This window comes from Nocardiopsis halotolerans DSM 44410 (genome assembly GCF_000341065.1).
In the GTDB taxonomy this organism is placed as follows: Bacteria; Actinomycetota; Actinomycetes; order Streptosporangiales; family Streptosporangiaceae; genus Nocardiopsis; species Nocardiopsis halotolerans.
In genome coordinates, this window is the sequence record NZ_ANAX01000348.1 from 22,364 (window position 1) to 46,868 (window position 24,505).

General features: G+C 71.5%; 20 protein-coding genes and 1 pseudogene. 2 read left to right on the top strand and 19 right to left on the bottom strand.

Annotated elements, in window-relative coordinates; all coding sequences use genetic code 11:
- Positions 1-208 precede the first annotated feature (208 nt).
- From D455_RS0125755 to gltB, 4 genes and pseudogenes are all read right to left on the bottom strand, one after another.
- Entirely contained in the window at positions 209-1,108 is a 900-nt protein-coding gene (locus D455_RS0125755) for a prenyltransferase (RefSeq protein ID WP_017573542.1), read from the bottom strand.
- 74 nt (positions 1,109-1,182) lie between these two features.
- Positions 1,183-1,566, bottom strand: coding sequence for a DUF2784 domain-containing protein (locus tag D455_RS0125760; protein WP_017573543.1), 384 nt, complete (start codon positions 1,564-1,566; stop codon positions 1,183-1,185).
- Positions 1,567-1,877: 311 nt separating this feature from the next.
- A pseudogene (locus D455_RS31705) lies at positions 1,878-3,312 on the bottom strand (glutamate synthase subunit beta).
- Positions 3,313-3,343: 31 nt separating this feature from the next.
- A complete protein-coding gene (gene gltB / locus D455_RS0125770; RefSeq protein ID WP_026122980.1) occupies positions 3,344-7,900 on the bottom strand; it encodes a glutamate synthase large subunit in 4,557 nt (1,518 codons plus the stop codon).
- Positions 7,901-8,503: 603 nt separating this feature from the next.
- On the opposite strand from gltB, the gene D455_RS0125775 reads away from it, so the two are divergent.
- Positions 8,504-10,207 carry a bis-aminopropyl spermidine synthase family protein gene (locus D455_RS0125775; RefSeq protein WP_017573548.1) on the top strand — a complete coding sequence of 568 codons (1,704 nt, stop codon included), beginning with the start codon at positions 8,504-8,506 and terminating at the stop codon, positions 10,205-10,207.
- Between the two features lie 253 nt (positions 10,208-10,460).
- On the opposite strand, the gene D455_RS0125780 is transcribed toward D455_RS0125775, so the two are convergent.
- The 15 genes from D455_RS0125780 to hisI form a co-directional block, all read right to left on the bottom strand.
- Complete coding sequence (locus D455_RS0125780) at positions 10,461-11,540, bottom strand: hypothetical protein (protein WP_017573549.1); 1,080 nt, start codon at positions 11,538-11,540, stop codon at positions 10,461-10,463.
- Positions 11,541-11,693: 153 nt separating this feature from the next.
- Entirely contained in the window at positions 11,694-12,932 is a 1,239-nt protein-coding gene (locus D455_RS0125785) for a hypothetical protein (RefSeq protein ID WP_017573550.1), read from the bottom strand.
- A 97-nt stretch (positions 12,933-13,029) separates the two neighbouring features.
- On the bottom strand, positions 13,030-14,142 hold the full coding sequence (lgt, locus tag D455_RS0125790; RefSeq protein ID WP_017573551.1) for a prolipoprotein diacylglyceryl transferase: 1,113 nt from the start codon (positions 14,140-14,142) through the stop codon (positions 13,030-13,032).
- Positions 14,143-14,195: 53 nt separating this feature from the next.
- Positions 14,196-15,176: a DsbA family protein gene (locus D455_RS0125795; protein ID WP_017573552.1), complete on the bottom strand. Its 981-nt coding sequence runs from the start codon at positions 15,174-15,176 to the stop codon at positions 14,196-14,198.
- A gap of 53 nt (positions 15,177-15,229) precedes the next feature.
- The gene (locus D455_RS0125800; RefSeq protein WP_017573553.1) at positions 15,230-15,730 is read right to left on the bottom strand and encodes a MauE/DoxX family redox-associated membrane protein; all 501 of its coding nucleotides are present in this window, start codon (positions 15,728-15,730) and stop codon (positions 15,230-15,232) included.
- 740 nt (positions 15,731-16,470) lie between these two features.
- The gene (gene trpA, locus D455_RS0125805) at positions 16,471-17,292 is read right to left on the bottom strand and encodes a tryptophan synthase subunit alpha (RefSeq protein ID WP_017573554.1); all 822 of its coding nucleotides are present in this window, start codon (positions 17,290-17,292) and stop codon (positions 16,471-16,473) included.
- A complete protein-coding gene (trpB, locus tag D455_RS0125810; RefSeq protein WP_017573555.1) occupies positions 17,289-18,506 on the bottom strand; it encodes a tryptophan synthase subunit beta in 1,218 nt (405 codons plus the stop codon). The genes trpA and trpB overlap by 4 nt, the downstream gene beginning before the upstream one ends.
- 240 nt (positions 18,507-18,746) lie before the next feature.
- The gene (trpC, locus tag D455_RS0125815) at positions 18,747-19,553 is read right to left on the bottom strand and encodes an indole-3-glycerol phosphate synthase TrpC (protein ID WP_017573556.1); all 807 of its coding nucleotides are present in this window, start codon (positions 19,551-19,553) and stop codon (positions 18,747-18,749) included.
- A 232-nt stretch (positions 19,554-19,785) separates the two neighbouring features.
- Positions 19,786-20,115, bottom strand: a complete 330-nt coding sequence (locus D455_RS0125820; protein WP_017573557.1) for a CD225/dispanin family protein — start codon at positions 20,113-20,115, stop codon at positions 19,786-19,788.
- Positions 20,116-20,273: 158 nt separating this feature from the next.
- Positions 20,274-20,645 carry a CD225/dispanin family protein gene (locus D455_RS0125825; protein WP_026122981.1) on the bottom strand — a complete coding sequence of 124 codons (372 nt, stop codon included), beginning with the start codon at positions 20,643-20,645 and terminating at the stop codon, positions 20,274-20,276.
- 95 nt (positions 20,646-20,740) lie between these two features.
- Positions 20,741-21,253: a DUF2752 domain-containing protein gene (locus D455_RS0125830; RefSeq protein WP_083922451.1), complete on the bottom strand. Its 513-nt coding sequence runs from the start codon at positions 21,251-21,253 to the stop codon at positions 20,741-20,743.
- Positions 21,254-21,350: 97 nt separating this feature from the next.
- The gene (locus D455_RS0125835; protein WP_017573560.1) at positions 21,351-21,737 is read right to left on the bottom strand and encodes a CD225/dispanin family protein; all 387 of its coding nucleotides are present in this window, start codon (positions 21,735-21,737) and stop codon (positions 21,351-21,353) included.
- Between the two features lie 265 nt (positions 21,738-22,002).
- Positions 22,003-22,335, bottom strand: a complete 333-nt coding sequence (locus D455_RS0125840) for an HGxxPAAW family protein (protein WP_017573561.1) — start codon at positions 22,333-22,335, stop codon at positions 22,003-22,005.
- Positions 22,335-22,985, bottom strand: coding sequence for a Trp biosynthesis-associated membrane protein (locus D455_RS0125845; RefSeq protein WP_051064709.1), 651 nt, complete (start codon positions 22,983-22,985; stop codon positions 22,335-22,337). Before D455_RS0125845 ends, D455_RS0125840 begins: the two co-directional genes overlap by 1 nt.
- 47 nt (positions 22,986-23,032) lie before the next feature.
- The gene (gene hisI, locus D455_RS0125850; RefSeq protein WP_017573563.1) at positions 23,033-23,377 is read right to left on the bottom strand and encodes a phosphoribosyl-AMP cyclohydrolase; all 345 of its coding nucleotides are present in this window, start codon (positions 23,375-23,377) and stop codon (positions 23,033-23,035) included.
- Positions 23,378-23,518: 141 nt separating this feature from the next.
- Here hisI and D455_RS0125855 point away from each other — a divergent pair.
- Positions 23,519-24,505 (top strand): phosphoheptose isomerase family protein (locus tag D455_RS0125855; protein ID WP_017573564.1); only part of this gene is annotated, 987 nt, incomplete at its 3' end.

Sequence of the window (24,505 nt, forward strand, 5' to 3'; positions counted from 1 at the left end):
GGACATATGTCGGCCTGGGCACACGTGTTCCGCGAATTCCTGGTTTCGTCAGGCGCTGGCTTCGGTTGACGATTCTGCGGCATAACGGGGGTCTTGCCGCAAGCCCCGGGGTGTGCTATATATTAAAAGTGGCAAGGAGAGAATTTAGCTCCTTGCCTTTTTGTTTTTCTCCCTCTGTGGCCGGTCGTGCTCCTCGCTGTGGGCGGGGTCAGCGGTCGTGGCGGGGCGGGGGGAGGTAGGCGTTGACGCGGCCGTAGGCGCTGAGTACGCGCAGGCGCTGGATGGTGCGCATGCCCTCGCGTTCGAGGGTGGCCGCGGTGTCCCAGGGCTGCCAGGTGGCGTCCCAGCCGCCGTCGGGGCGTTGGGTGCGTTCGAAGCAGTCGAGGTTGCGCTGGATCTCGGCGTCGGTGAACAGGGGCCTGGCGATGTGTCCGGGGTCGGTGGCCAGGTCGAGCGGGGTGTGGACGTGCTTTCGGGGGTCGGGTGTGGGGTGGGTGTCGAGGACGGCGCGGATCATGGGGTGGAGGCGGTTGATGGTGTCGATGGCGCGTTGACGGTCGGGGACGTGCTGGAGGAAGGTGCAGACGCCGATGGCTTCGTGCGGGTTGGTCCAGTGCAGGCTGCTGAGGCGTTTCCAGCAGTAGGCGGTGGCGTTGTCGCGCCAGGGATGGCTGATGTTGTGTTTGTGGAGGTATCCGGCGATGAGTGCGGTGAGGCCGAGGTCGCTGGTGAAGTCGTCGCGGTGCTGCCACCAGGGTGCGGATTCGGTGTGGCGGACGTTGGGGCGGACGGGGGGCAGGCCACCGTCGGGGTTGGTGACGGTGGTGAGGTAGCGGCAGATGCCGGTGCCGAGGCTGATGGGGACGGGGCCGAGGTCGTCGAGGTAGCGGAGGGCGATCTTGGTGGCGACGGGTTGGCTGGAGTGTCCGCGCAGGTCGGGGTCGAGTCCGTTGCCGTAGCCGCCGTCGAGGTTGCGGTAGGCGGAGAGGGCGGAGCGGATCGGTTCGGTGGATCCGTTCTGGAACAGGTGGGCGAACCGGTGCCGGTCGATGAGCCGGGCGTTCCGCATGGTGAAGTGCTCGGCGGCGCGAAGGGAGTCCCAGGTCACAACGGTCATGTCTTCGACGGTACGTCCGTGTCCGGGGCGGTTGCAGGGGTGGCGGGCCAATCCATTCGCGATCTTTACGCGCGGTCCGGAAGGGTGTGGCGTCTGCGTCTTCGGGTGAGGAGGAGGTGGCCGGTCCAGGAGACGAGGACGACGGCGGCGACGGCGAGTTGGATCGTGAGCAGGTGTTCGGCGGGGTAGACGACGCCGGTGAGGTAGTGGTCGATGAAGCCGCTGGCGGGGAGGCCGTTCTCCCCCGCGCGTTGGCGGGCCCAGTTCTCCACGAAGGTGAGGGGGCAGGGCCAGCCGATGAGGGTGATGCCGAGGCCGTAGAGGGCGCAGGCGACGTGGGGCCAGATGAGGCGTGGCCAGCGCCAGGCGAGGAAGCCGCCGAGGGTGACGTAGGCGAGGAAGGCCAGGTGCACGATCATGGCGGTGTCGGCGAGGAGCCGGTAGATCATCGTCTGGCCTCCTGGGTGGTGGATCTCCCTGCTTTCCAGTATTCCCGCGGCTCCCCCGCCGGGCCAGTGCGTCTTCGGGGCTGTGGACGACCGTCCCCGCGCGCCCGACGCGTGTGGGGGGCGGGGTCGTTTCCCGCGTGGGTGGCCGGGGGTGGTGCGGTCGGCCGCGTGACCGTCCGCGCCGCCGCGTGGGGCGTTCCCGCGGGGGTACGTCGCGGTGCCTCGGTGTTCTCTCCGGAGTTCGTGGCGGTAGACGAAGCGCCGGGCACGGGGGGAACCCCGTGCCCGGCGCTTGGGTGCCGTGTGGCCGTCTAGACGAGCGGGCGCTCGGTCGGCGGGATGGCGACCGGCAGGGCGCTGTCCTGGGTGAGGTAGCGGTCCGCCCCGGCGGCGGCGGAGCGGCCCTCGGCGATGGCCCAGACGATCAGTGACTGGCCGCGGCCCATGTCCCCGGCGCAGAACACGCCGTCGACGGTGGTGTGGTAGTCGGCGTCGCGCACGACGTTGCCGCGTCCGTCCAGTTCCACGCCGAGCTGGTCGAGCATGCCCTCCTTCTGGGGGCCGACGAAGCCCATGGCGAGGGTGACGAGTTCGGCGGGGATCTCGCGTTCGGTGCCCTCGACGGGTTCGAAGCCCCTGTCGGTGCGCCTGACCTCGACCAGCTTCAGGGCGCGGACGTTGCCGTCGTCGTCGCCGAGGAACTCGACGGTGTTGACGGAGTAGATCCGCTTGCCGCCCTCCTCGTGCGCGCTGGTGACCTTGTAGAGCATGGGCATGGTCGGCCAGGGCTGGTTCTCGGGCCGCGTGGTGGGCGGCTTGGGCATGATCTCCAGCTGGGTGACCGACGCGGCGCCCTGGCGGTGGGCGGTGCCCACGCAGTCGGCGCCGGTGTCGCCGCCGCCGATGACGACGACGTGCTTGCCCCGGGCGCTGATGGCGGGTGTGTCGTAGTCGCCCTCCTGCACCCGGTTGGCCAGGGGCAGGTACTCCATGGCCTGGTGGATGCCGCCGAGTTCGCGGCCCGTGGCGGGCAGGTCGCGCCACGCGGTGGCGCCGCCNGTCGGCGCGCAGCTGCTCGGCGGTGATGTCGACGCCGACGTTGACGCCGGTGCGGAAGGTGGTGCCCTCGGCGGTCATCTGGGCGAGGCGGCGGTCGATGTGCCGCTTCTCCATCTTGAACTCGGGGATGCCGTAGCGGAGCAGGCCGCCGACGCGGTCGGCGCGTTCGTAGACGGTGACGTCGTGTCCGGCGCGGGTGAGCTGCTGTGCGGCGGCGAGTCCGGCGGGTCCGGAGCCGACGACGGCCACCTTCTTGCCGGTGCGGGTGGTGGGGGGCAGGGGCTTGACCCAGCCCTCCTCCCACGCGCGGTCGATGATGGAGACCTCGACGTTCTTGATGGTGACGGCGGGCTGGTTGATGCCGAGCACGCACGCGGACTCGCACGGGGCGGGGCAGAGCCTGCCGGTGAACTCCGGGAAGTTGTTGGTGGCGTGCAGGCGTTCGATCGCCTCGGCCCAGTCGTGGTCGTGGACGAGGGCGTTCCACTCGGGGATGAGGTTGCCGAGCGGGCAGCCGTTGTGGCAGAAGGGGATGCCGCAGTCCATGCAGCGCGAGGCCTGCTTGGTGACGGTTCCCCGGTCGAAGTCCTCGTAGACCTCGCGCCAGTCCTGGATACGCACGTCGACGGGCCGGTGCTGGGGCAGTTCGCGTTCGGTGATCTTCAGGAAACCCTTGGGGTCAGCCATGTGTTCTTCCTCCTCTCGTGTTCGCTGACGCTCAGGACTGCGCGGAGGCCATGACGGCCTCGTTGACGTCGCGGCCCTCGCGTTCGGCCTCGGCCTGGGCGAGTAGGACGCGCTTGTAGTCGCGCGGCATGACCTTGGCGATCCGGGCCAGTCCGGTGTCGCCGTCGGCCAGGAGCCGTTCGGCGACCGCGGACCCGGTCTCGGCGTGGTGGCGGGTGAGGACGTCGGTGAGGAACGCGCGGTCCTCGTCGGTGAGGGCCTCGATCTCGACCATCTCGGTGTTGACGCGCTCGTGGTCCAGGTCCAGGACGTAGGCGATGCCTCCGGACATGCCCGCGGCGAAGTTGCGTCCGGTGCGGCCGAGGACGACGGCGCGGCCGCCGGTCATGTACTCGCAGCCGTGGTCGCCGATGCCCTCGACGACGGCGGTGGCGCCGGAGTTGCGGACGCAGAAGCGTTCGCCGACGACGCCGCGTAGGAGGATCTCGCCGGAGGTGGCGCCGTAGCCGATGACGTTTCCGGCGATGATGTGGTCCTCGGCGACGAGCTGGGACTCGTTGGCGGGGCGTACGATGACGCGTCCGCCGGAGAGGCCCTTGCCGACGTAGTCGTTGGCGTCGCCGGACAGGCGCAGGGTGATGCCCCTGGGGACGAAGGCGCCGAAGGACTGGCCCGCGGATCCGGTGAAGGAGATGTCGACGGTGTTGTCGGGCAGGCCGTCGGCGCCGTAGCGCTTGGTGACCTCGTGGCCGAGCATGGTGCCGACGGTGCGGTTGACGTTGCGTACGGGCAGTTCGAGGTTGACGGGCTGGCCGAAGTCCAGGGCGCCCTCGCTGAGCTGGATGAGGGTGTTGTCCAGGGCCTTCTCCAGACCGTGGTCCTGCGTGCGCTGCTGGGTGCGGTGGTCGCCCGCCCACGGTTCGACCTCGTGCAGGATCGGCGACAGGTTGAGGCCCTGTGCCTTCCAGTGGGTGACGGCCTCGGTGGTGTCGAGCAGGTCGACGGAGCCGATGGCCTCGTCCAGGCTGCGGAAGCCGAGCTGGGCGAGGTACTCGCGGACCTCCTGGGCGATGAACTCGAAGAAGTTCACCACGTGGTCGGCCTGGCCGGAGTACCGCTCACGCAGGGTGGGGTTCTGGGTGGCGACGCCGACGGGGCAGGTGTCCAAATGGCACACGCGCATCATGACGCAACCGGAGACGACGAGGGGCGCGGTGGCGAAACCGTACTCCTCGGCGCCGAGCAGGGCGGCGATGACGACGTCGCGTCCGGTCTTCATCTGGCCGTCGGCCTGGACGACGATGCGGTCGCGCAGGCCGTTGAGCAGCAGGGTCTGCTGGGTTTCGGCGAGGCCGAGCTCCCAGGGGGTGCCCGCGTGCTTGAGGGAGGTCAGCGGCGAGGCGCCGGTGCCTCCGTCGTGGCCGGAGATGAGGACGACGTCGGCGTGGGCCTTGGACACGCCGGCGGCGACGGTGCCCACGCCCGCCTCGGAGACCAGCTTGACGTGGACCCGTGCGGACGGATTGGCGTTCTTGAGGTCGTGGATGAGCTGGGCGAGGTCCTCGATGGAGTAGATGTCGTGGTGCGGCGGCGGGGAGATGAGCCCGACGCCGGGGGTGGAGTGGCGGGTCTGGGCGACCCACGGGTAGACCTTGTGGCCGGGCAGCTGGCCGCCCTCGCCGGGCTTGGCGCCCTGGGCCATCTTGATCTGGATGTCGTCGGCGTTGCTGAGGTAGTGCGAGGTGACGCCGAAGCGGCCGGAGGCGACCTGCTTGATGGCGCTGCGCCGCAGGTCCCCGTTGGCGTCCGGGGTGAAGCGGTCGGGGTCCTCGCCGCCCTCGCCGGTGTTGGACTTGCCGCCGAGGCGGTTCATCGCGATGGCGAGGGTCTGGTGGGCCTCGGCGGAGATGGAGCCGTAGGACATGGCGCCGGTGGAGAAGCGCTTGACGATCTCCGAGACCGGTTCGACCTCCTCGATCGGCACGGGCTCGCGCACGCCCTCCTTCATGCGGAAGAGGCCGCGCAGGGTCATGAGCTTCTCGGCCTGGTCGTCGACCTTGGAGGTGTACTCCTTGAAGATCTCGTACCTGCGTGTGCGGGTGGAGTGCTGGAGCTTGAAGATCGTCTCGGGGTTGAACAGGTGGGGTTCGCCCTCGCGGCGCCACTGGTACTCGCCGCCGACCTCCAGGCGCCGGTGGGCGCTGGGGTTGGTGGTGTGGGCGCGGCGGTGGCGGATGGCGACCTCCTCGGCGAGGACGTCGAAGCCGACGCCGCCCAGGCGGGAGGTGGTGCCGGTGAAGCAGCGGTCGATGACGTCCTGGCCCAGGCCGAGGGCCTCGAAGATCTGGGCGCCGGTGTAGGAGCTGACCGTGGACACGCCGATCTTGGACATGATCTTCAGGACGCCCTTGCCGAACGCCTTGACGGTGTTGCGGACGGCCTGGTCGGCGTCGACGCCGCCGAGGCGGCCGCCCTCGACCAGGTCGCGGACGGTGGCCAGCGCCAGGTACGGGTTGACGGCGGAGGCGCCGTAGCCGATGAGCAGGGCGATGTGGTGGCACTCGCGGGCGTCGGCGGCCTCGACGAGGAGGCCGACCTCGGTGCGGGTCTTCTCGCGGACGAGGTGGTGGTGGACGGATCCGGTGAGCAGCAGCGACGGGATGGGCGCGCGGTCGGCGTCGGCGCGGCGGTCGCTGAGGACGAGGATGTGGGCGCCGTCGGCGATCGCGGCGGAGACCTCGGTGTTGATCTGCTCCAGGCGGGCGGACAGGGCGTCGCCGCCGCCGTCGACGGGGTAGGTGCCGTCGACGGTGAAGGTCCTCAGCGCGGGGTTGTCCTCGCCCGCGGCGACGATGGCGGCCAGTTCGGCCTGGTCGACGACCGGGGTGGGCAGGACGAGGCGCTGGGTGTCTCCGGGGGCGGCGTCGAGGATGTTGTGCTCGGCGCCCAGGAGGGTGGCCAGGCTGGTGACCATCTCCTCGCGGATGGCGTCCAGGGGCGGGTTGGTGACCTGGGCGAAGTTCTGCGAGAAGTAGTCGAAGAGCTGGCGGGAGCGCTCGGAGAGCGCGGCGACCGGGGTGTCGGTGCCCATGGAGCCGATGGGTTCGGCGCCGGTGCGTGCCATGGGGGTGAGGATGACCCGCAGCTCCTCCTCGGTGTAGCCGAACACCTGCTGGGCGAGGTTGAGTTCGGTGACCGGGGTGGGCTGGGCGTCGGGCAGGTCGGCCAGGCGCAGGACGCCGGAGTCGATCCACTCCTGGTAGGGGTGTTCGGCGGCGAGTTCGGCCTTGACCTCCTCGTCCTCGATGATGCGGCCCTGGGCGGTGTCGACGACGAAGATGCGTCCGGGCTGGAGCCGGCCCTTGCGCACGACGGTGGCGGGGTCGATGTCCAGGACTCCGGCCTCGCTGGCCAGGACGACGAAGCCGTCCTCGGTGACCCAGTAGCGGCCGGGGCGCAGGCCGTTGCGGTCCAGGACCGCGCCGACGAGGGTGCCGTCGGTGAAGGACACCGAGGCGGGGCCGTCCCAGGGCTCCATGAGCGTGGAGTGGTACTCGTAGAAGGCCCGGACGGCCGGGTCCATCTCGGTGTGGTTCTCCCAGGGCTCGGGGATCATCATGAGCACCGCGTGCGGCAGGGAGCGTCCGCCCAGGTGGAGCAGTTCCAGGGCGTCGTCGAAGGAGGCGGTGTCGGAGTCGTCGGGGTCGACGATCGGGAAGATCCGGTCGAGATCGCCGGGGATGAGGTCGCTGGCGAGCTTGGCCTCGCGCGCCCGCATCATGTTCCGGTTGCCCTTGACGGTGTTGATCTCGCCGTTGTGCGCGACGTAGCGGAACGGGTGGGCGAGCGGCCAGGACGGGAACGTGTTGGTGGAGAAGCGGGAGTGGACCAGGGCCAGGCCGGAGGTGTAGCGCCGGTCGGACAGGTCGGGGAAGAACGGCTCCAGCTGCGGGGTGGTGAGCATGCCCTTGTAGGCGATGGTGCGCGGGGACAGGCTCGGGAAGTAGACGTCGGTCTCGTGCTCGGCGCGCTTGCGGACGCAGTAGGCGTGGCGCTCCAGCTCGATGCCGGTCAGGCCCTCGGTGGCGGTGCCCTCGCGGCCGGTGATGAACAGCTGCCCGAAGTAGGGCATGGCCTGGCGGGCGGCGGGGCCGCTGTACTGGGGTTCGAAGGGGAGTTCGCGCCAGCCGAGGAGGGTCATGCCCTCGTCGGCGACGATGGCGTTGATGCGCTCCACGGCGGCGGCGCGCTCGGCCGCGTCGGCGGGGAGGAAGCCGATGCCGGTGGCGTAGGCGCCCGCTTCGGGGAGCGGGAAGTCGCAGACCTCGGCGTAGAGCTCGTGCGGTACCTGGGTGAGGATGCCCGCGCCGTCGCCGTCGTCGGGGTCGGCGCCGGAGGCGCCGCGGTGGTCGAGGTTGCGGAGCACGGTGAGTGCCTGCTCGACGATCGCGTGGCTTCGACGTCCGGTGAGGTCGGCGACGAAGCCCACACCGCAGGCGTCGTGCTCGAAGGCGGGGTCGTACAGGCCCTGGGAAGTGGTCTCCGGGTTCGTTCGGACGGACGAACGCCGCACCTGGCCAGCAGGCATCTACCCTCCTGTCGTCTTTCGTCGGCTTTGTGAAAAGCGCATCCGGGACGACGTTGGCCCTGCTGCGTGCGGATGGAGTTGTGCGCCGCGTGGTGCGGCGGTTGCCGTCGTCGGGCTCCGTGCCCACCTCCGTGGTGCGGCCACGTCCTCGTGGTCGCCGGTGGCGGGTGGGGACACCCGTGACGGGCGGGTTCCCTGTATACATGCTGGTCCGGCCGCGACGGTAATCGCAGGTCCAGACCCTGTGGCGCTGCGGTGCGCCATGGCCCCGGGCCGTGCCGCGCGTGGGGCACGGTCTCTCGCGGGTGGGTCCCGATGAGAGCTGGCCTAGCCGGTTCTTCCACGAGGGAACCCCGTTAAACCTCCCAAAGCGGTATGAACTCGGTCTCGGAAACCGGTGGTACCCGCTTCGGACATGCGGACGCAACGCGCCGCCCGCTCACATTACCCCGGTGTTGAGCCCGCCCCCAAGGGACGGTCGGCCCGGTCACCACGTGACATGTCCCTCATCGCCTCCGGACCGTCCCCGACCGGGGCCGCACCGACCCGTGTGGGGTGGCGGAGGACCCCGGGGGACCCCGCCCGGCGTGGGACGATCGGTGCATGCACCCGACTCCTCCCGTCCCGGACGGTCTCCCCGACCGTGGCACCGGTTCCGCCGAGAACCCTCCGTCACCGCCCGAGCCCGCGTCCGCGCTGTTGCGCGGCCACGGGGTGGACGCCCCCCGGTTGCGCCGTGTGCTGGCGCTGCTCTCGGACGGGCGCTGGTGGGGCGCGAACGATCTGGTGCGCGGCAGCGGTGTGGCGTACGCGCTGGTGTCCTCGCTGGTGGAAGCCCTGTCCGAGGCCGGTGAGCTGCTGGTCGGCGAGGACGGGCGGGCGCGCCTGGTCCGGCCGGAGGACTACGCGGGTGCGGCCCGGGAGGACCTGGCCGATCCGGTGGCCCACCTGCTCCCCCGGTACACCCGTGCCCTGGCGGAGTTGACGCGCGCGGTGTCGGAGGGGCCCGCCTCGGACCTGGACCTGGACCACGTCACGGCGACCGCCGAGACGGCGCTGCGCCGGGCGCTGCTGCTGTCCGTCCGTTTCGACCTGCGCGAGCGCACCCTGCTGTGCGTGGGCGACCACGACCTGACCTCGGTCGCGCTGGCCCTGGTGTGCCCGGACGCCCGTGTGGAGGTCGTGGACATCGACGAGCGCGTCCTGTCCCACATCGACGCGCTGGCGGCCGGACTGGGGCTGGCGGTGCGCACGCACGCGGCGGACCTGCGGCTGGGGCTGCCGTCCGCGGTGCGCGGGTGCGCGGACGTGGTCTTCACCGATCCCCCCTACACGCCGGACGGGGTGGAGCTGTTCGTGCGGCGCGGTGTGGAGGGGATGGACGATCCCCGGCGGGGGCGGGTGCTGGTGGCCTACGGCGCCAGTGAGACGACCCCGCGGTTGGCCGCGTCGACGCAGGCGCGGCTGGTGCGGATGGATCTGCTGGTGGAGGCGGTGTGGCCGGACTTCAACCGCTACCACGGGGCCGAGTCGATCGGCGCCGCCTCGGACCTGTACGTGCTGCGCCCGCTCGCGCGGTCCCTGCCCGCGCCCTCGGGTGAGGCGGCGCGCGTGTACAGCCAGGGGGTGAACGCCCGGGAGGCCCGGGGCGGGCTGGACGCCGACCGGGCCCGTGCCGTGCTCGACCGGGTGGTCGAGGAGTCCGGGGAGGGGCGGGAGCCGACCCTGGTGGGCGCGTGGCCGCGCGGGGCGACCGAGTCGGGGCGGGTGCGCCTGTCCACCTGGATGGAGGCCCCCGTTCCGGGTGGGGGGTGCGCGGTGGTCAACCTCACCGGGGGGTGGGAGCGGCTGGCGGCGCGGGCCGCCCTGGCCGCCACCGCGGAGACCGTGTACGTGCTGGTGCCCTCCTCAGCGGAGTGTGTGCGTGACGAGGCGGGGCAGCGCGGGTTCCGGGCCCTGGTCGAGCCGCGTTTCGCGGTGCGGTTCCTGCGCGGGTTCGGGGCGCCGGGCCTGACGGCGGTGCGGCTGTCCCGGCGTCCGGAGCCCGAGGCGGCGGTGGACCGATTGGTGCGGTACGCGCAGGAGAGGGCGCACGGCAGGCTCACCGCGACCCTGCGGGCGGGGTTGGTGGAGGTGTCGGGGCGGACGGGGAACCCGGTGAACAAGCGCACCGCGCGCCACGCGGTGGCCGCGGCACCGGGGTGGGTGCCCGGGCACAGTCTGTTGGACCTGCCCGAACACCGTTTCCGGGAACTGCGGCGGGTGGCCGCCGACCTTCTCACCGCGGTGGAGGCCTCCCCGGCCTGAGGTGGCCCCGGTGTCGGCGGCTCCCCGGCACGGCCTGTGTCCTGCTTCCCCGCGTGCGCGAGGCGGGGGGCGTCCACAGGGAGGGAGTGTTGCTGACGCGGCACCCGGCGAGCGAACCAGGCTCGGTTTCGGGGGTGTCCGCGCCGCTCACGGGCGCTCCGTGCGCCCCCGAATCCAGTGTGACCGGCCTTCCCGCCCGCCGCCAGGCCCCGGCTTCCGCCTGTGGACAACCGCCCCACGTGCGCGGGGAGGGTCAGCCGGTGCCAGTGGTACCGGTGGTGCCAGCGCCTCCGGTGGTACCGGTACCCGTGCCTCCACCGGTCGTGCCGGTCCCGGCGCCCTCGCCGGTGGTGCCCGTCCCGGTCCCGTCTCCGGTCGTGCCCGTCCCGTCGGTGCCGGTGGTCCCGGTACCGCCCTGGCCCGTGCCGTCCCCGGTGGTGCCCTCGGTCCCGCCGTCGGAGGTGTCGAACTGCACCATGCGCCGGTAGAGCGGGTCGCGGAAGTTGGCCAACGCCACGAGCGGGGCGGAGAGGCTGACCCTGTCGTCCACCGACTCGGAGTCGGTGGGCTGGACCCACACCACGACCAGGTAGTGGCCGCTGACGATCGCGTCGCTGGCGCTGTAACCGCTGCCCATGCGGTCGAAGGGCTCGGCTCCGGAGGGGGACAGGACGAAACCGGGGCCCTGCCCGGCCTCGGCCGCCTCCGCCTCGCCCTCCGCGCCCTCGGGCGCGGCCATGGAGGCGGCCACGGCCCTGCTGCCCTCGACGTCGGCCAGGTTGAACACGGCCACGACGCCGAAGTAGGTGTCGGAGAGGTAGGTGGCGCGTCCGGCCTGGGTGCAGTCGGCCTCGGTCAGTGCGCTCCGGATCGGCTCGCCCCACACGGCGGCGGAGCAGTCCTCGGTCAGGTTCGAGTCGCGCAGGGTGAAGTCGATGCTCTGGCTGGAGATCTCGGTGTTGTTGTCCCCGAACAGCTCACCCTCGTTGAGGGGGCGGCTGTCGGTCTCACGGGTGACGAGCACCTCGTTCATGCTGCCGGTGTCGCGGACGACGTACACGGCGGGCCGGGTCCGGGGCGCGGCCTGCTCACCGTCCCCGCCCTGGCCGAGCTCCATGTAGAGCACCACGCCGAGGGCGACCAGCGCCACGACCAGCGCTCCGGCGACGACGGCGATGAGGGGGCCGCGGCGTTTGGCTTCCTTCTTCCTACGCCCTCCGGCCCTGCGGCGTCCGCCCGTCCGGGAGGAGCGGCCCTCGGATGCGGCGTCGGACTCACTGTTCTTCCTCCGGCGCCCCTCGGGGCCGGGTGCCGGCGATTCGGAAGGGGACACCCAGTGGTCCTTTCCTCGGATGCGGTCCGGCCCGCGCGTGCGCGGGCCGGACCGGTGTGTTCGGGGGTGTGAGGCCGGGCTGTGCCGCGCCTCGTGTGACCGCGGGGCGGTCTGTCGCAGATCCTATCGGGGCGTCCGACAGGCGGGGACAGGTTACTCCTTCGCCTGCTCCGATGCCTGGTCCGACGCCTGGCCCGATGCCACGACCTCCTCGTAGACGTAGCGCGCCGCGTTCATGGAGGCCACGCTCAGGGTCGCCATGTCGGTGTCGTCCCCGGGCGGGGAGCCCTCGGTGTCGGCCACCCAGAACACGGCCAGGTAGTGGCCCATGACCTGGGAGGTGGCCTGGCTGTATCCGTCCTCCAGTCCGGGGATCTCCTCACCGGTCTGGGTGAGCAGGAACCCGGCGCCGCTCTCGGCGTTGGTCGGGTCCAGGGCACGCTCGACCTCGGCGGCCTCCTCGGCGTTGGCCAGGTCGAACAGGGTGAACTGCGCGACGTACTGCTCGTCGGCGTCGGTGTACACACCCGTGGCGGCGTTGATGCAGTTGGCGTCGATCAGGCTCTGGGCCAGGTCCTCGCCCCACACCAGGGAGGTGCAGGAGTCGGTGACCGATCCCTCACGCAGTTCGAGGTTCATGTCCTCCAGGCCGATCTCCTTGACCGGCTCGAACACGGCCTCCTCGGTCATCGGCTCGGCGCCCTCGGGACGCTCCTCGATGGGGCCGAACACGTCCTCGCGGTTGGGCTCGGACAGGTACAGCTCCGGGGTGAGGGTGCTGTGGCCCTCGGGCGGGGCCACGATGGACTCGTCCCCGCCCGCGACGGTGCCGCCGGGCGCGGCGAAGAGCTGGTAGGACAGCAGGCCCAGGAGGGCGATCAGGGCGATGCTGAACGCCCCGAGCAGTGCGCCCAGCACGGCGGTGCCGCGCTTGCGCTTGCTCTGCTCGGCGAGGGTGTACACGATCTGGTTGGGCCGGTCACCCAGGACCGACACCCTCTTGATCGCGGAGGCGGAGAAGGCCGAGACCTTGTCCACCCCTGTGGGCGCCGTGCGCCTGCCGCCCGAGGCCGCCCTGCGGCGTGAGGGGCCCGCCCTACGGCCGCGGCGGCCCTTCCCGCGGCGCGGGGAGCGGCCGGATCCGGCGCCCTGGTCGTCCTCGGACTGGTCGCCGTACTCGTCGTACTCGTCGTCGTACGTGTCGTCGGCGTACGCGTCCTCGTCGACGTGGCCGTCGGCGGGGCGGGTGTGGCCGTACTCCGCGGAGAAGTCCTCCTCGGGGTCGTAGCCGTCCTGGCCCCCGCTCTGGCCGTAGTCGTCGGCGTGCTCCTCTGTGTGGGCCCGTCGGGCACGTCGGCCCCTGCGGCCGTAACCGGACTCAGCTCTGCTCACGGTCTTTCTCAATCGTCAACCCGTGGTCTGCTCGGAAGGTACGGGGTACGCCCAGATCCGTGTCCGGACACGGCCGGTCCACGTGGCTTCCCCGTGTCTACTCGGGCTTCGTCCCGGGTTCGGTTCCCGTGTCACCGGCGTCCCTGTCGGTCGAGCCCTCGCTACTAGATCGCTCAGGACGCGGGTGGTATTCCGTGCCCGCCTCCTGTGAGCTGGACCTTTGCGATCCGACCACCGACTCCTCGCTGTCCAGGGCGCTGTAGACGGTGCTGTCGTCGCCGGTCTCACCATCGGTTGTGGGACCGAACACCTGCGTCCCGGCGTCGCGGCCGTGCGGGGCGACTGCGGTGGAGAAGGAGTCGATGCGGCGGCCCGCCCACAGGAAGTAGGCCAGGGCCCCGAGGAAGACCAGGATGGAGGTCCAGTTGTTCAGGCGCATGCCCAGGAAGTCGTTGGCGGGGTCCACGCGCAGGTACTCGATCCAGAACCGGCCGACGCAGTAGCCCATGACGTAGAGGGCGAACAGTCGGCCGCCCTGGAGGGAGCGCTCGTAGCGGCGTCCGACCCACGCCAGGAAGACGGCCAGGGCCAGGCACCACAGGGACTCGTAGAGGAAGGTGGGGTGGTAGGTGCTGACGCCGAACTCCATGCCCGGGCGCAGGGCGCCGTTCGGGTAGGGGTTGATCTCCACGGCCCAGGGCAGGTCGGTGGGCCTGCCGAACAGCTCCTGGTTGAAGTAGTTGCCCCAGCGGCCGATGGCCTGGGCCAGGGGGATGGTGGGGGCGATGGCGAAGGAGAGCTTGGACATGGACAGCCCGCGCTTGCGGGCCACCAGCCACACGCCCAGGGCGCCCATGGGGACGGCTCCCCAGATGCCGAGGCCGCCCTCCCAGATGAACAGGGCGCGGATGGGTTCGCGTCCCTCGGCGAAGTACAGCTGTGCGTCGCTGATGACGTGGTAGAGGCGGCCACCGATCAGGCCCAGGATCACGGCCCACACGGCCATGTCCATGATGGTGCCCTTCTCACCGCCCATGGCGGCCCAGCGGCGCTCACTCCAGACGACCGCGACGATGACACCGGTGAGGATGCACAGCGCGTAGAAGTGGATCTCCAGGGGCCCGATGGGGATGGAGTTGACCTGCGGACTGGGGAAGGCCGCGAGGGCACGGCCGAACTCGACCGCGCCCTCGGAAGCTGTCGACGACAATGTCACTGGTCTGCTCTCGGGTTCGCCCCGCGTGCGGGGGTGTCTTCAGGGTGTTACTCCGCGCCACCCCCGTCACCCATGGGCTGGGTGTCGACCTCGCCGGGTTCGGCCGAGTGGATCGCCTCGTCCAGGCCCTGGGAGGTCATGGCGGTGTTGTTGTCGAGCAACTCACCGTTGATGTACACGGAGGGAGTTCCGCGGAAGGCGTTGTCTCCGCTGTAGCGAGTGTAGGCGTTCCCGGTGGCCTCGATGATCTGGCCCGTGTACGTTCCCTCCAGGAACGAGGAGTCGTGGCCGTGCTCGTCGCCCCAGGCGATGAGGTCGGTCAGGACCATGGTGCCGAGGGTCTCCTGGCCGACCTGCGCCATGGCGTCCTCGGTGAGGGCGGGCAGGTACTCCTCGGTGAAGCGGGTGACCACGGCGGCCTCCTCGTCCACTCGCTGGTTGAACTCCTCCTGCTGGCCCTCGGTGGGGTCGGTCTCGGCGAACCACTCCTTGAGCTCGTCGACGGTGAAGCCGACGGTCCGCTCGGTGGGCTGGTTCTGGAAGAGGATGTCGGTGTACTGGACGAACCGGTCGTGGTCGGCGGCGGCGCGGGCCGCCGCCCCGGCGCGCAGCGAGTTGCTGCTGACGGGGACGGGCTGTTGCGCGAAGATGCTCACCGGCCGGTAGTGGACGATGGCCTCGCCCTGGGCGGCGTTCTCCTTGAGGACGCCGCTGTTGAGGAGTTCGAACTGGCGGCAGGCGGGGCACTGGTAGTCGACGTAGACCTCGACGACGGGTGCCTCCACGCCTTCCCGTGCCATGACGACGCTGCCGTCCTGCTGGAGGGTCGTCGGCGCCAGGGCCCCCTCGTACTCGCCGCTGCGCCGGTCGGCGGTCAGGATGGCGTAGCCGATGCCGACGACGAGCAGGACCACCACGACGGCGGCGCCCACGACGAGGAGGGTCTTCCTGCGTTGTGCCGACCGCTTCTCCTTCTCCCGCTGTTCCCTGAGCTTCTCGCGGGAGCGCCTGCGCGCTTCACTCCCCATGCTTTCCTCTGTTTCTCACTGCTGGATACGGTCGGTCGTGCCCTGGTCCGGGGTCACCGGAACAGTCCGAGGGCGCGGTCGAGGGCGAGGGGCGAACGGGGCCAGATCGCGACGAAGCCGCCCAGGGCGGCGAAGAGGATGTCGCGGGCGATGGAGAGCCCGTACGTGGTCTCCTCCGGGTCGACCTGTCCCCCGCCGCCGAAGCAGCCGCAGTCGATGCTCAGGCCGCGTGCCATGGCCGAGACGATCCCGGCGATGAAGGCGATCATGAGCAGCGCGCTGACGGCGCCGACGTAGCGGGTGGCGAGTCCGGCCAGGAGCAGGACGGCCAGGGCGAGCTCGAACAGGGGGAGGGTGTAGCCGATGAACCGCGCGATGTCGGTCGGGAAGAGGTCGTAGGCCTCGACGGCCTGGATGGACAGGGCCGGGGGGAACTTGGAGACGGCGGCGAAGATCAGGACGGCGGCCAGCCCGACGCGGCAGGCGAGGGTGAGCCAGGGTTGGAGGGCCTCCCAGCGCGATCGGGGGGCGGGCGTTCGGTCGGGTGTGTCCATCACTGCGGCCTTCGGGGAGAGGGGGCGGATCATCTGGTGTGGGGGCGGATACGTCCCGCCTTCGGTCGGGAGTGGGAGCCCCGGCCTCCTTCCGTGTGGTGTGGGCGTCGCCGTCCGCGTACAGGGGCGGACGCGGGTTCGTCCATGGAGTCGTCACCGGGGCGTGCGGAGTTCCCGGGACGTGGTCGCCGTTTCCGTGCACCGCCGCCCGGCGGGGGTGAGCCCCGGTACGCGGAACGAATTCCCACGCGGGCGGGTGGGGAGGCACGGCCCGGTGGGCCCGCCGTCCTGTGCGGAACGCGGCCAACGGGTCACCTCCCCGGATGTCGGCTGGTGCTGGCGAGGGCGGACGTCGGACACGTGGGACGGACGCCTCCTCCTGCGGGGGAGAGGGCCCGTGACTTCTTTGGGTGATGCACTCGTCGCCCTTCGTGTCGCGTCAGATCCTACTGGTTGTGGCGAGTGCGTGACGCTGCGTCCGGGGTTTCGGGCGCAGCGGCCGACGCGCCCGGACCGCGGGCACCACCGCCACCTTCAGGGGTACCTGGTCACGGGAGCGTCGTGAGGGTTCTCGGGGGCTCTCTCACCGGATTCTCACCGCCTTAACCATTCCCTTGAACGGCGTGGGACCGCCGGGTCCCGTCCGGGTGACCGATCCCACGAGAAAGGGAGGCCGCCCCGAGGACGGCCTCCCTTTCGTGCTGTGGGTATCCCCGGCTGCCCGGGGTGCCCGTGGTCGTTCAGGCGCGGCCCGAGCGCACCCCCTCCGCCAGTTCCTGGGCGAAGGAGCGGACCGCGACGAGCCCGGTCTCCAGGTCGGGTGCGTCCAGGACCCGCTGGCAGAACCCGGCGCCGACGATCACCCCGTCGGCGTAGGAGGCCACCTCGGCGGCCTGGGCGCCGGTGGAGATGCCCAGGCCCACGCAGACGGGGAGCCCGGAGTCCCGGGTGACCTCGCGGGTGCGTCGCACCAGCACGGCGGCGGTGTCGGAGACCTGCGCGCGTGTGCCGGTCACACCCATGAGCGAGGCCGCGTACACGAAGCCGCTGCACGCCTGGGTGGTCAGGGCCAGCCTCCGGTCCGTGGAGGAGGGAGCGACCAGGAAGACCCGGTCGAGTCCGGAGGCCCGGGACGCGGCCGTCCACTCCTCGGACTCCTCGGGGATGAGGTCGGGGGTGATCACCCCCGCGCCGCCCGCCTTGGCCAGGGCGGCGGCGAAGCGCTCGACGCCGTAGCGCTCGATCGGGTTCCAGTAGGACATGACCACGGCGGCGGCGCCGGTGGCGGCGGTGGCCTCGACCACGCGGAACACGTCGTCGGTGGTGGTCCCGGCCGCCAGGGCCCTGTCGGCGGCCCGCTGGATGGTGGGGCCGTCCATCATGGGGTCGGAGTAGGGCAGGCCGACCTCGATGACGTCGCAGCCCCCCTCGACCATGGCCTCGATGACCCGGATGGAGGACTCCACGTCGGGGAACCCGGCGGGCAGGTAGCCGATCAGGGCGGCCCGTCCGGCCTCGCGGGCCGCGGTCAGTGTGTTCTGTAGTGCGGTGGCGGTCGTCACGCCTGTCCCTCCGGGTCCACGAGGCCGAAGTAGGCGGCCGCGGTGTCAACGTCCTTGTCGCCGCGCCCGGAGAGGTTCACCAGGATGACGGCTTCGGGGCCGAGGCGTTCGCCCAGCCTGCGGGCGCCCGCCAGGGCGTGCGCGCTCTCGATGGCCGGGATGATGCCCTCGGTGCGGCACAGCAGCCGGAAGGCCTCCATGGCCTCGGCGTCGGTGACCGGCTCGTAGGTGGCGCGGCCGGTGTCGGCGAGGTGGGCGTGCTCGGGGCCGACCGCCGGGTAGTCGAGTCCGGCGGAGATGGAGTGGCTGGGCAGGGTCTGCCCGTACTCGTCCTGGAGCACGAAGGTGCGCGCGCCGTGGAAGACGCCGGGGCTGCCCGCGGTGATGGAGGCGGCGGTGCGGGTGGTCTGGGCGCCCTCTCCCCCGGCCTCGAACCCGTACAGGGCCACGTCCTCGTCGGGGATGAAGGCCGCGAAGATCGCCATGGCGTTGGAGCCGCCGCCCACGCAGGCGGCGACCGCGTCGGGGAGCCTGCCGACGCGGTCCAGGACCTGCGCGCGGGCCTCCTCACCGACGACGAAGTGCAGGTCGCGCACGAGTTTGGGGAAGGGGTGCGGACCGGCGACGGTGCCGAACAGGTAGTGGGTGTGGTCGACGTTGGCGACCCAGTCGCGGAACGCCTCGTTGATGGCGTCCTTGAGGGTGCGGCTGCCGATGGTGACGGGGACGACCTCGGCGCCGAGCATCCGCATGCGGGCGACGTTGAGCGCCTGGCGCTGGGTGTCCTCCTCGCCCATGTAGATCACGCAGTCCAGGCCGAGGAGGGCGCAGGCGGTGGCGGTGGCCACGCCGTGCTGTCCGGCGCCGGTCTCGGCGATGACGCGGGTCTTGCCCATGCGGCGGGTGAGCAGGGCCTGGCCGAGCACGTTGTTGATCTTGTGCGATCCGGTGTGGTTGAGGTCCTCGCGCTTGAGCAGGACGCGGGCGCCGCCGCAGTGCCCGGAGAAGTTGCGGGCCTCGCTCAGGGCGCTGGGGCGCCCGGTGTAGTCCCTGAGCAGGTCGGCGAGTTCGGCCTGGAACTGGGGGTCCTGTTTGGCCTTGTCCCACTCGGACTCGACCTCGTCGAGCGCGGCGATGAGTGCCTCGGGTGCGAAGCGGCCGCCGAAGCGGCCGTAGTGCCCGTGCGGGTCGGGCAGTGGTTGGTCGTGGCTCATGGAAGCTCTCCTGGGAAGGGCCGGACGCGGGGTTCCCCGCGGCCCTCGCGCCGCGGGGTCCGCGCGCCGACCGTCTGTGCGCCACACGGTTCCGGCGGCGCGTTCTCGTCTGGGGTCGACGCGGCGTCGGGAACCCGCGGCTCACGCCCGCGGGCTCCCTAGGGCCATCGACGTCCGCGGCCGGGGGGTGTCCCCACCGCGGCCGTCGGTGCCTGCGTCCGGTCCCTCACGTGCTCTCCCCTAGTTCCGGTCGCGCAGGGCGGGGTGTGCTCCGGCGGTCACCAGGTCGGCGACGGCCTCGCGCGGGTTCCGACCGCGGACGAGGCTCTCACCGACGAGGACGGCGCCTGCTCCGGCGCCGGCGTAGGCCAGCAGGTCGTGCGGGCCCCGGACCCCGGACTCGGCGATTCTGACGATGTCGGAGGGGATGAGGGGGGCGAGCCGGGAGAAGGTGTCCCGGTCCACCTCCAGGGTCTTGAGGTTGCGCGCGTTGACGCCGATGACGGTGGCCCCGGCGTCGAGGGCGCGGGAGACCTCCTCCTCGTCGTGGACCTCCACCAGCGGCATGAGGCCCAGCGAGCGGGCACGCTCGACCAGGGAGACCAGGGCCTCCTGGGACAGTGCCGCGACGATGAGCAGGACGGCGGAGGCGCCGAAGACGCGGGCCTCCCACAGCTGGTAGGAGCTGACCACGAAGTCCTTGCGCAGCAGCGGGGTGTCGACGGCCTGGTGGACGGCCCGCAGGTCGGCGAGGCTGCCCTTGAAGCGGCGCTGCTCGGTGAGGACGCTGATCAGGGTGGCGCCGCCCGCCTCGTAGTCGCGGGCCAGGACGGCGGGGTCGGCGATGGAGGCGAGGGGGCCCTTGGAGGGGCTGGCCCGCTTGACCTCGGCGATGACGTGCACGCCCGGGCGCCGCAGTGCGGCTTCGGCGTCCTGCGGGGTGGGCGCCGACGCGGCCTGTGCCTTGAGGCGGTCCAGGGGCAGGTCCTCCTGCCGCCGCGCCAGGTCAGCGCGTACTCCGTCGAGGATCTCGTCGAGCACGCTCACCAGTTACTGCTCCCTCGTGAAAGTGGTCCGGTCACGGTGGCGGCCCGTGGGGCGGGCGCGTCAGGCGGCGGGACGGAAGAACACCGCCGCCGCACCGTGTTGCTGGTCATCGTATCCACCCGTGGGGACCGGGGGGCCTTCGCCCCACCCGTCTGCGGGTGTTCGTCGGGCGGGGCGGGGCGCCGCGGGGCCCGCTTCCCCGGTGTGTCGTCCCGACACACCGGGCGGCGGGCTACGGCATGGTCGCGAAGATCGTGCCGAACATGATCACGAAGAAGAGCACGTAGAGCACGGCGAAGACGATCATGAGGATGAAGCCGACCAGGCCGATGATGCCCAGGATCCTGGCGGTCTGGGCGGAGGACTCGGCTCCGGCGTAGTCGCCCATCTCCCACTTGCTGTTGACCTGGAGGGCGAAGATCAGGCCGATGATCCCGACCACGGTGCAGCCGAAGATGCCCAGGATGTTGTGCACCAGGTAGTTCTTGGGAGGCCCGCTGGGCGGCGGCCCGCCGTACGGGCCGTATCCGTATCCGCCGGGCGGTTGGGGGTCGTAGCTCATGTCCGGCTCGCTTTCCGCTGAAGGGGTGGGTTGTCGTGGGCGTCGTCGCCGTCGGGCCCGGTGGGCGGCCCACGGTCACCACCCCGGGAGGAGGGGCGCCGTCCCGCCCGGCTCCGTGTGTTCTTCGGCGGGTGGGACGGCTGTCACGCTCCGGGGACTCAGGTCTCCGTCACGATGACCATGATGACGCCCGTGATCATGAAGAGGACGTAGAGGGCGACGGGGACGAAGAGGACCGTGCCGATGATGCCCAGGATCTTGGCGAGGCGCGCCGAGGACTGGGCGCCGTGGTAGTCGCCGCTCATCCACTGACTCCTGACCATGATCGCGAAGACCAGGCCGACGATGCCGATCACCGGCATGCAGGAGATGATGCCCAGGATGTTGAGCACCAGGTGGTTCTTCGGTGGTTCGCCCGGCGGCTGGGGGTTGTAGCCGTATCCGCCCGGCGGCCCGTAGGCGCCAGAATGACCGTAACCACCAGGCGGCGGGGGGCCGTAGTTGCCGGGGGGAGGGGAGTCGTAGCTCATGCGGAGCGTTCTCCGGAATCTGTTGTGTCGTGTGGTCCTGGATCTCGTGAGGACGCCGTCGGCTCAGACCGCAGGAGATCCGCCCCGGTCGTGATCTACCACCCGGGGAAGAGGGGTGTCTCGGGGGCCAGGAAGGAGAACCAGGGCAGGTTGCGCAGGACCCAGTGCGCCATGATGACGATGAGCATGCCCCACAGGAACCAGCCCGGGGTCAGTTTGGGATATCTCCTGGGCGGCCGGACGGAGTGCAGGAGCCAGCGTCCGTAGGACCAGGCGATGTAGGGCAGCAGCAGCCACAGCAGGGGGTTCATGCTGATGGAGGCGAGGAACTCACCCCGGGTGATCAGGGCGATCGCGCGCATGCTCCCGCAGCCGGGGCAGAACGTGCCGGTGATCAACAGCCAGGGGCAGGTGGGGTAGTGCCCGGGCTCGTTGGGGTCCACGAAGTGCAGGAGGGTGGCTCCCGCAAGGCCCAGAACGCCCAGGCCCAGGGGCCACACGGCCGGGTGCAGGGACTCGATCCGGCGTCTGGTCCGCTCTTTGAGGGAGGGCGCGGTCGGGGGCGCGGGGGGCGGGCTCTGGGACGGCTCTTCGTGCTGTGGGTACACGTGACCAGCTTAGGGCTCGGGGCTGACGAAAAGTGTGCCCCCGAGCACCGGGGTGCTCGGGGGCGGATGGGCGCGGCGGGGCTGGGGCCCCACCCGCTTAGTAGTACGCCGGCGTGCTGGCCGCGGCGCCGAGACCGATGAGGAAGAGCAGGACGTAGAAGCCGATGAGCAGCACCCACAGGATGCCACCGCAGATGAAGGCGATCTTGGTCCACTTCTTGGCCTGGGCCTGGGCCTCCATCGCTCCGGCCTGGTCACCGCGGTTCCACAGGTCGTTGACCTTGGTGGCGTTGATGATGCCGGGGATGGCGAAGGGCCAGCAGCAGAAGATGGCGACGATGGCCCAGACGAGGCCGTTGTCCGGCGGGGGGCTGCTGGGAGCGCCGCCGTAACCGCCGCCGGGAGCGCCGTAACCGCCGCTGGGAGGACCGTAGCCTCCGGGGGGCGGGCCGGGGTTACCAGGGGGCGGGGGACCGTAACTCATGCTCGGTGCAACTTTCAGGAAGAGGACAAGGGATTTACGCGGCGCACGGAAAACACACCGGCCCAACATGGGGCAGGGTTGGATCACCGGCTCGCATACACCGCGGGCAGCAACGGATCATGCCAGATCGGTGAGACTCCCACCGAACCGAGCCAACGCGGCAGTCGTGGCCGGTGGGGAGAATCTACCCGCCCTGTGGGACCTTCGTCCATTTTCTGTGACTCACTTGTTGTGAGCTGGGTGTTTTCCGTGATGCGGAGGAGGCTCAGGCCTTGGCCGACTCGGCGTCGGGGTCCAGGGCGGGGGCGGGCTCGGCGGCCGCGGGCTCGGCCTGGGTCGCGGCCTTGCGGCCGGCCTCCCACTCCTCGCGGGTGAGCGGCACGGGACGGGGCTCCTTGCGGCCCAGACCGGCCTTCTTCATGACCCCGGCGATCACCGCGAGCACGACGCTGGCGCCGAGGGCGATGCCGGTCCACATCAGCAGGGAGCCGCCCAGGACGATGGCGGTGGCCGCCACGCTCCACGCCACGATCCAGGAGCCGGTGAGGAACCAGGCGGAAACGGTGTTTCCGTGGTCGTCGTGGTGTTCGTCGGCCATCAGGTGTTCTCCTTCGGTTCGGCTGGGCGTGCTGCCAGCGGGGCTTGTGCGGCGCCGCCGGGGCCCTCGGCGTCCGAGGACGTGGCGCCTCCTGGGGCGTCGAGTGTGGGGTCGTCACCGGCGTCCAGCGATCTCCACAGGTCGGAGGGTGTCTCGGCCCGGTTCGCGCGCGGTGCGGCGTCCCGATCGTACCGGGTGCCCATACCTGGCCAGGCAGGGGCTCGTACCGTCGCGAGGAGCCCGACCCCGACCAGGAGCAGGGCGCCGGCCACGGCCAGGGCGGGGCCGAGGGCCGACAGGTGGGGATCGGCGGCCACCTCGGCGGTCCCGGCGACGTCGGTGGTGTTCTCGACCATGGCCCTCAGGAGGGCGTCGGGGCGGGTGGCGCCCCAGACGGCGTCGAGGGCCGCCGCGCCGCCCGCGGCGACGAGGAGGCCGACCACGCGGCGGGCCCATCCCCGGGTGGCGTACAGGCCAGCGATCCCGGCCAGGCCGGCCCAGCCGAGACCGCTCAGGGCGCCGGTGAGGTCGGTTCCGGTGAGGGTGACGGGTACGGGTTCGACCGGTCCCGGCGCGGTGAGCTGGCCGGTCACCCACTGGCGCCCGCCCGCGGCGAGCAGCAGTGCGGCCCCGGCGACCAGGACGAGCATGGCCAGGCCGTACTCGCGGCGCACGCGGGCCGTGGACGTGGAGGAACTCACAGGAGTCTCCCGGCGTCGAAGCAGGTGCGGTCACCGGTGTGGCAGGCGGCGCCGTTCTGGTCGACCCGGACCAGGAGGGTGTCCCCGTCACAGTCGAGTGCGACCGACACCACACGCTGGGTGTTGCCGGAGGTGGCGCCCTTGACCCAGTACTCGCCGCGGCTGCGCGACCAGTAGGTGGCGGCGCCGGTGGTGAGGGTGCGGTGCAGTGCCTCGTCGTCCATCCAGGCGAGCATGAGTACCTCCCCGGTGTCGTGCTGCTGCACGACGGCGGGGACGAGGCCGTCCGGGTTCCGCTTGAGGCGGGCAGCGATCTCCGGGGCGAGGCTGGTGACGCTCATGCCGTCCAGGTTATGGCCGCCTGTGGAGCGTCCCGCACCGGGTGGTGCCTGTCGGAGGGGAGGGAGAGGAACACGTGGGAGATGTCCTAGAGTTCGTGCGTCCGTACCGTCGCCGCTCCTTCCTCGCCTCCTGGGGGTTTCGTGACAGCCGAGTCCCTGTCCCTCGACCTCGCGGGCAAGCCCGACGCGCTGGTCCGGCTCGCCGACCGCTTCCCCCGGTGGGACCCCTACGCGGCGCTGCCCGCCCTGTTGGAGGACGAGCCCGCGGCGGTGCGCTTCCTCGGGTTGGGTGCGGCGCGGCACGCCTGTGGGGTGGCGGCGGCGCGGCTGCGCCGTGCGGGGATCGCGGCGAGCGCGGACTTCTCCTCGTCGGCGGAGGAGCCGCCCGCGGGCCCGGAGACGCTGGTGGTCGCGGTGAGTCTGGGCGGCGGGCAGCGCGAGCTGTACACGGCCCTGGACCGTTACGTGGCGCGGTCGCCGGTGATCGTGCTGGCCCCGTCCGTGGACGCGGTGGTGGGGCGTCAGGCGGACCTGCTGGTTCCGCTGCACGCGGGCGAGGAGGCGAGCGGTCTGGGGTGTCGCGCCTACCAGCACGCGTTGGCCCTGCTCCTGCTGTTGGGGCATCGTCTGGGAGCGCCGGTGTCGGGGAGCAGTCAGAACTTCCCGGGGCTGTTGCGCCGTGTGGCGAACGCGACGACGTCGCTGTTGGAGAGCGCGCCGGGGTGGGTGCCCGAGGCCGCCCGGGCGCTGGAGTCGCCGCACGGCGTGCACCTGGTGGCTCCGGCCGAGCGTGTGGCGTCGGCCTGGCAGGGGGCGCGGACGCTGCGCGGAGGGCCGGTGCGGGTGGCGCACGCGTGCGAGACCGGGGAGTGGTCGCACACCGACCGGTACCTGGCGGCGGTGACGGACTACCGGGCGCTGTTGTTCGCGGGGTCGGCCTACGACGAGAGGTTCGCCGAGCACCTGGGGCAGTTGCGGGGCGCGTTCGTGGCGGTGGGCCCCACCCCCGGACGCGAGCGCGTGCCGGGGGCGGAGCTGACCGTGCGCTATCCGGGCGACTCCGATCCGGACGTGAGCCTGCTGGTGGAGCCGCTGGTGGCCGAACTGCTGGCGGCGCACTGGTGGCAC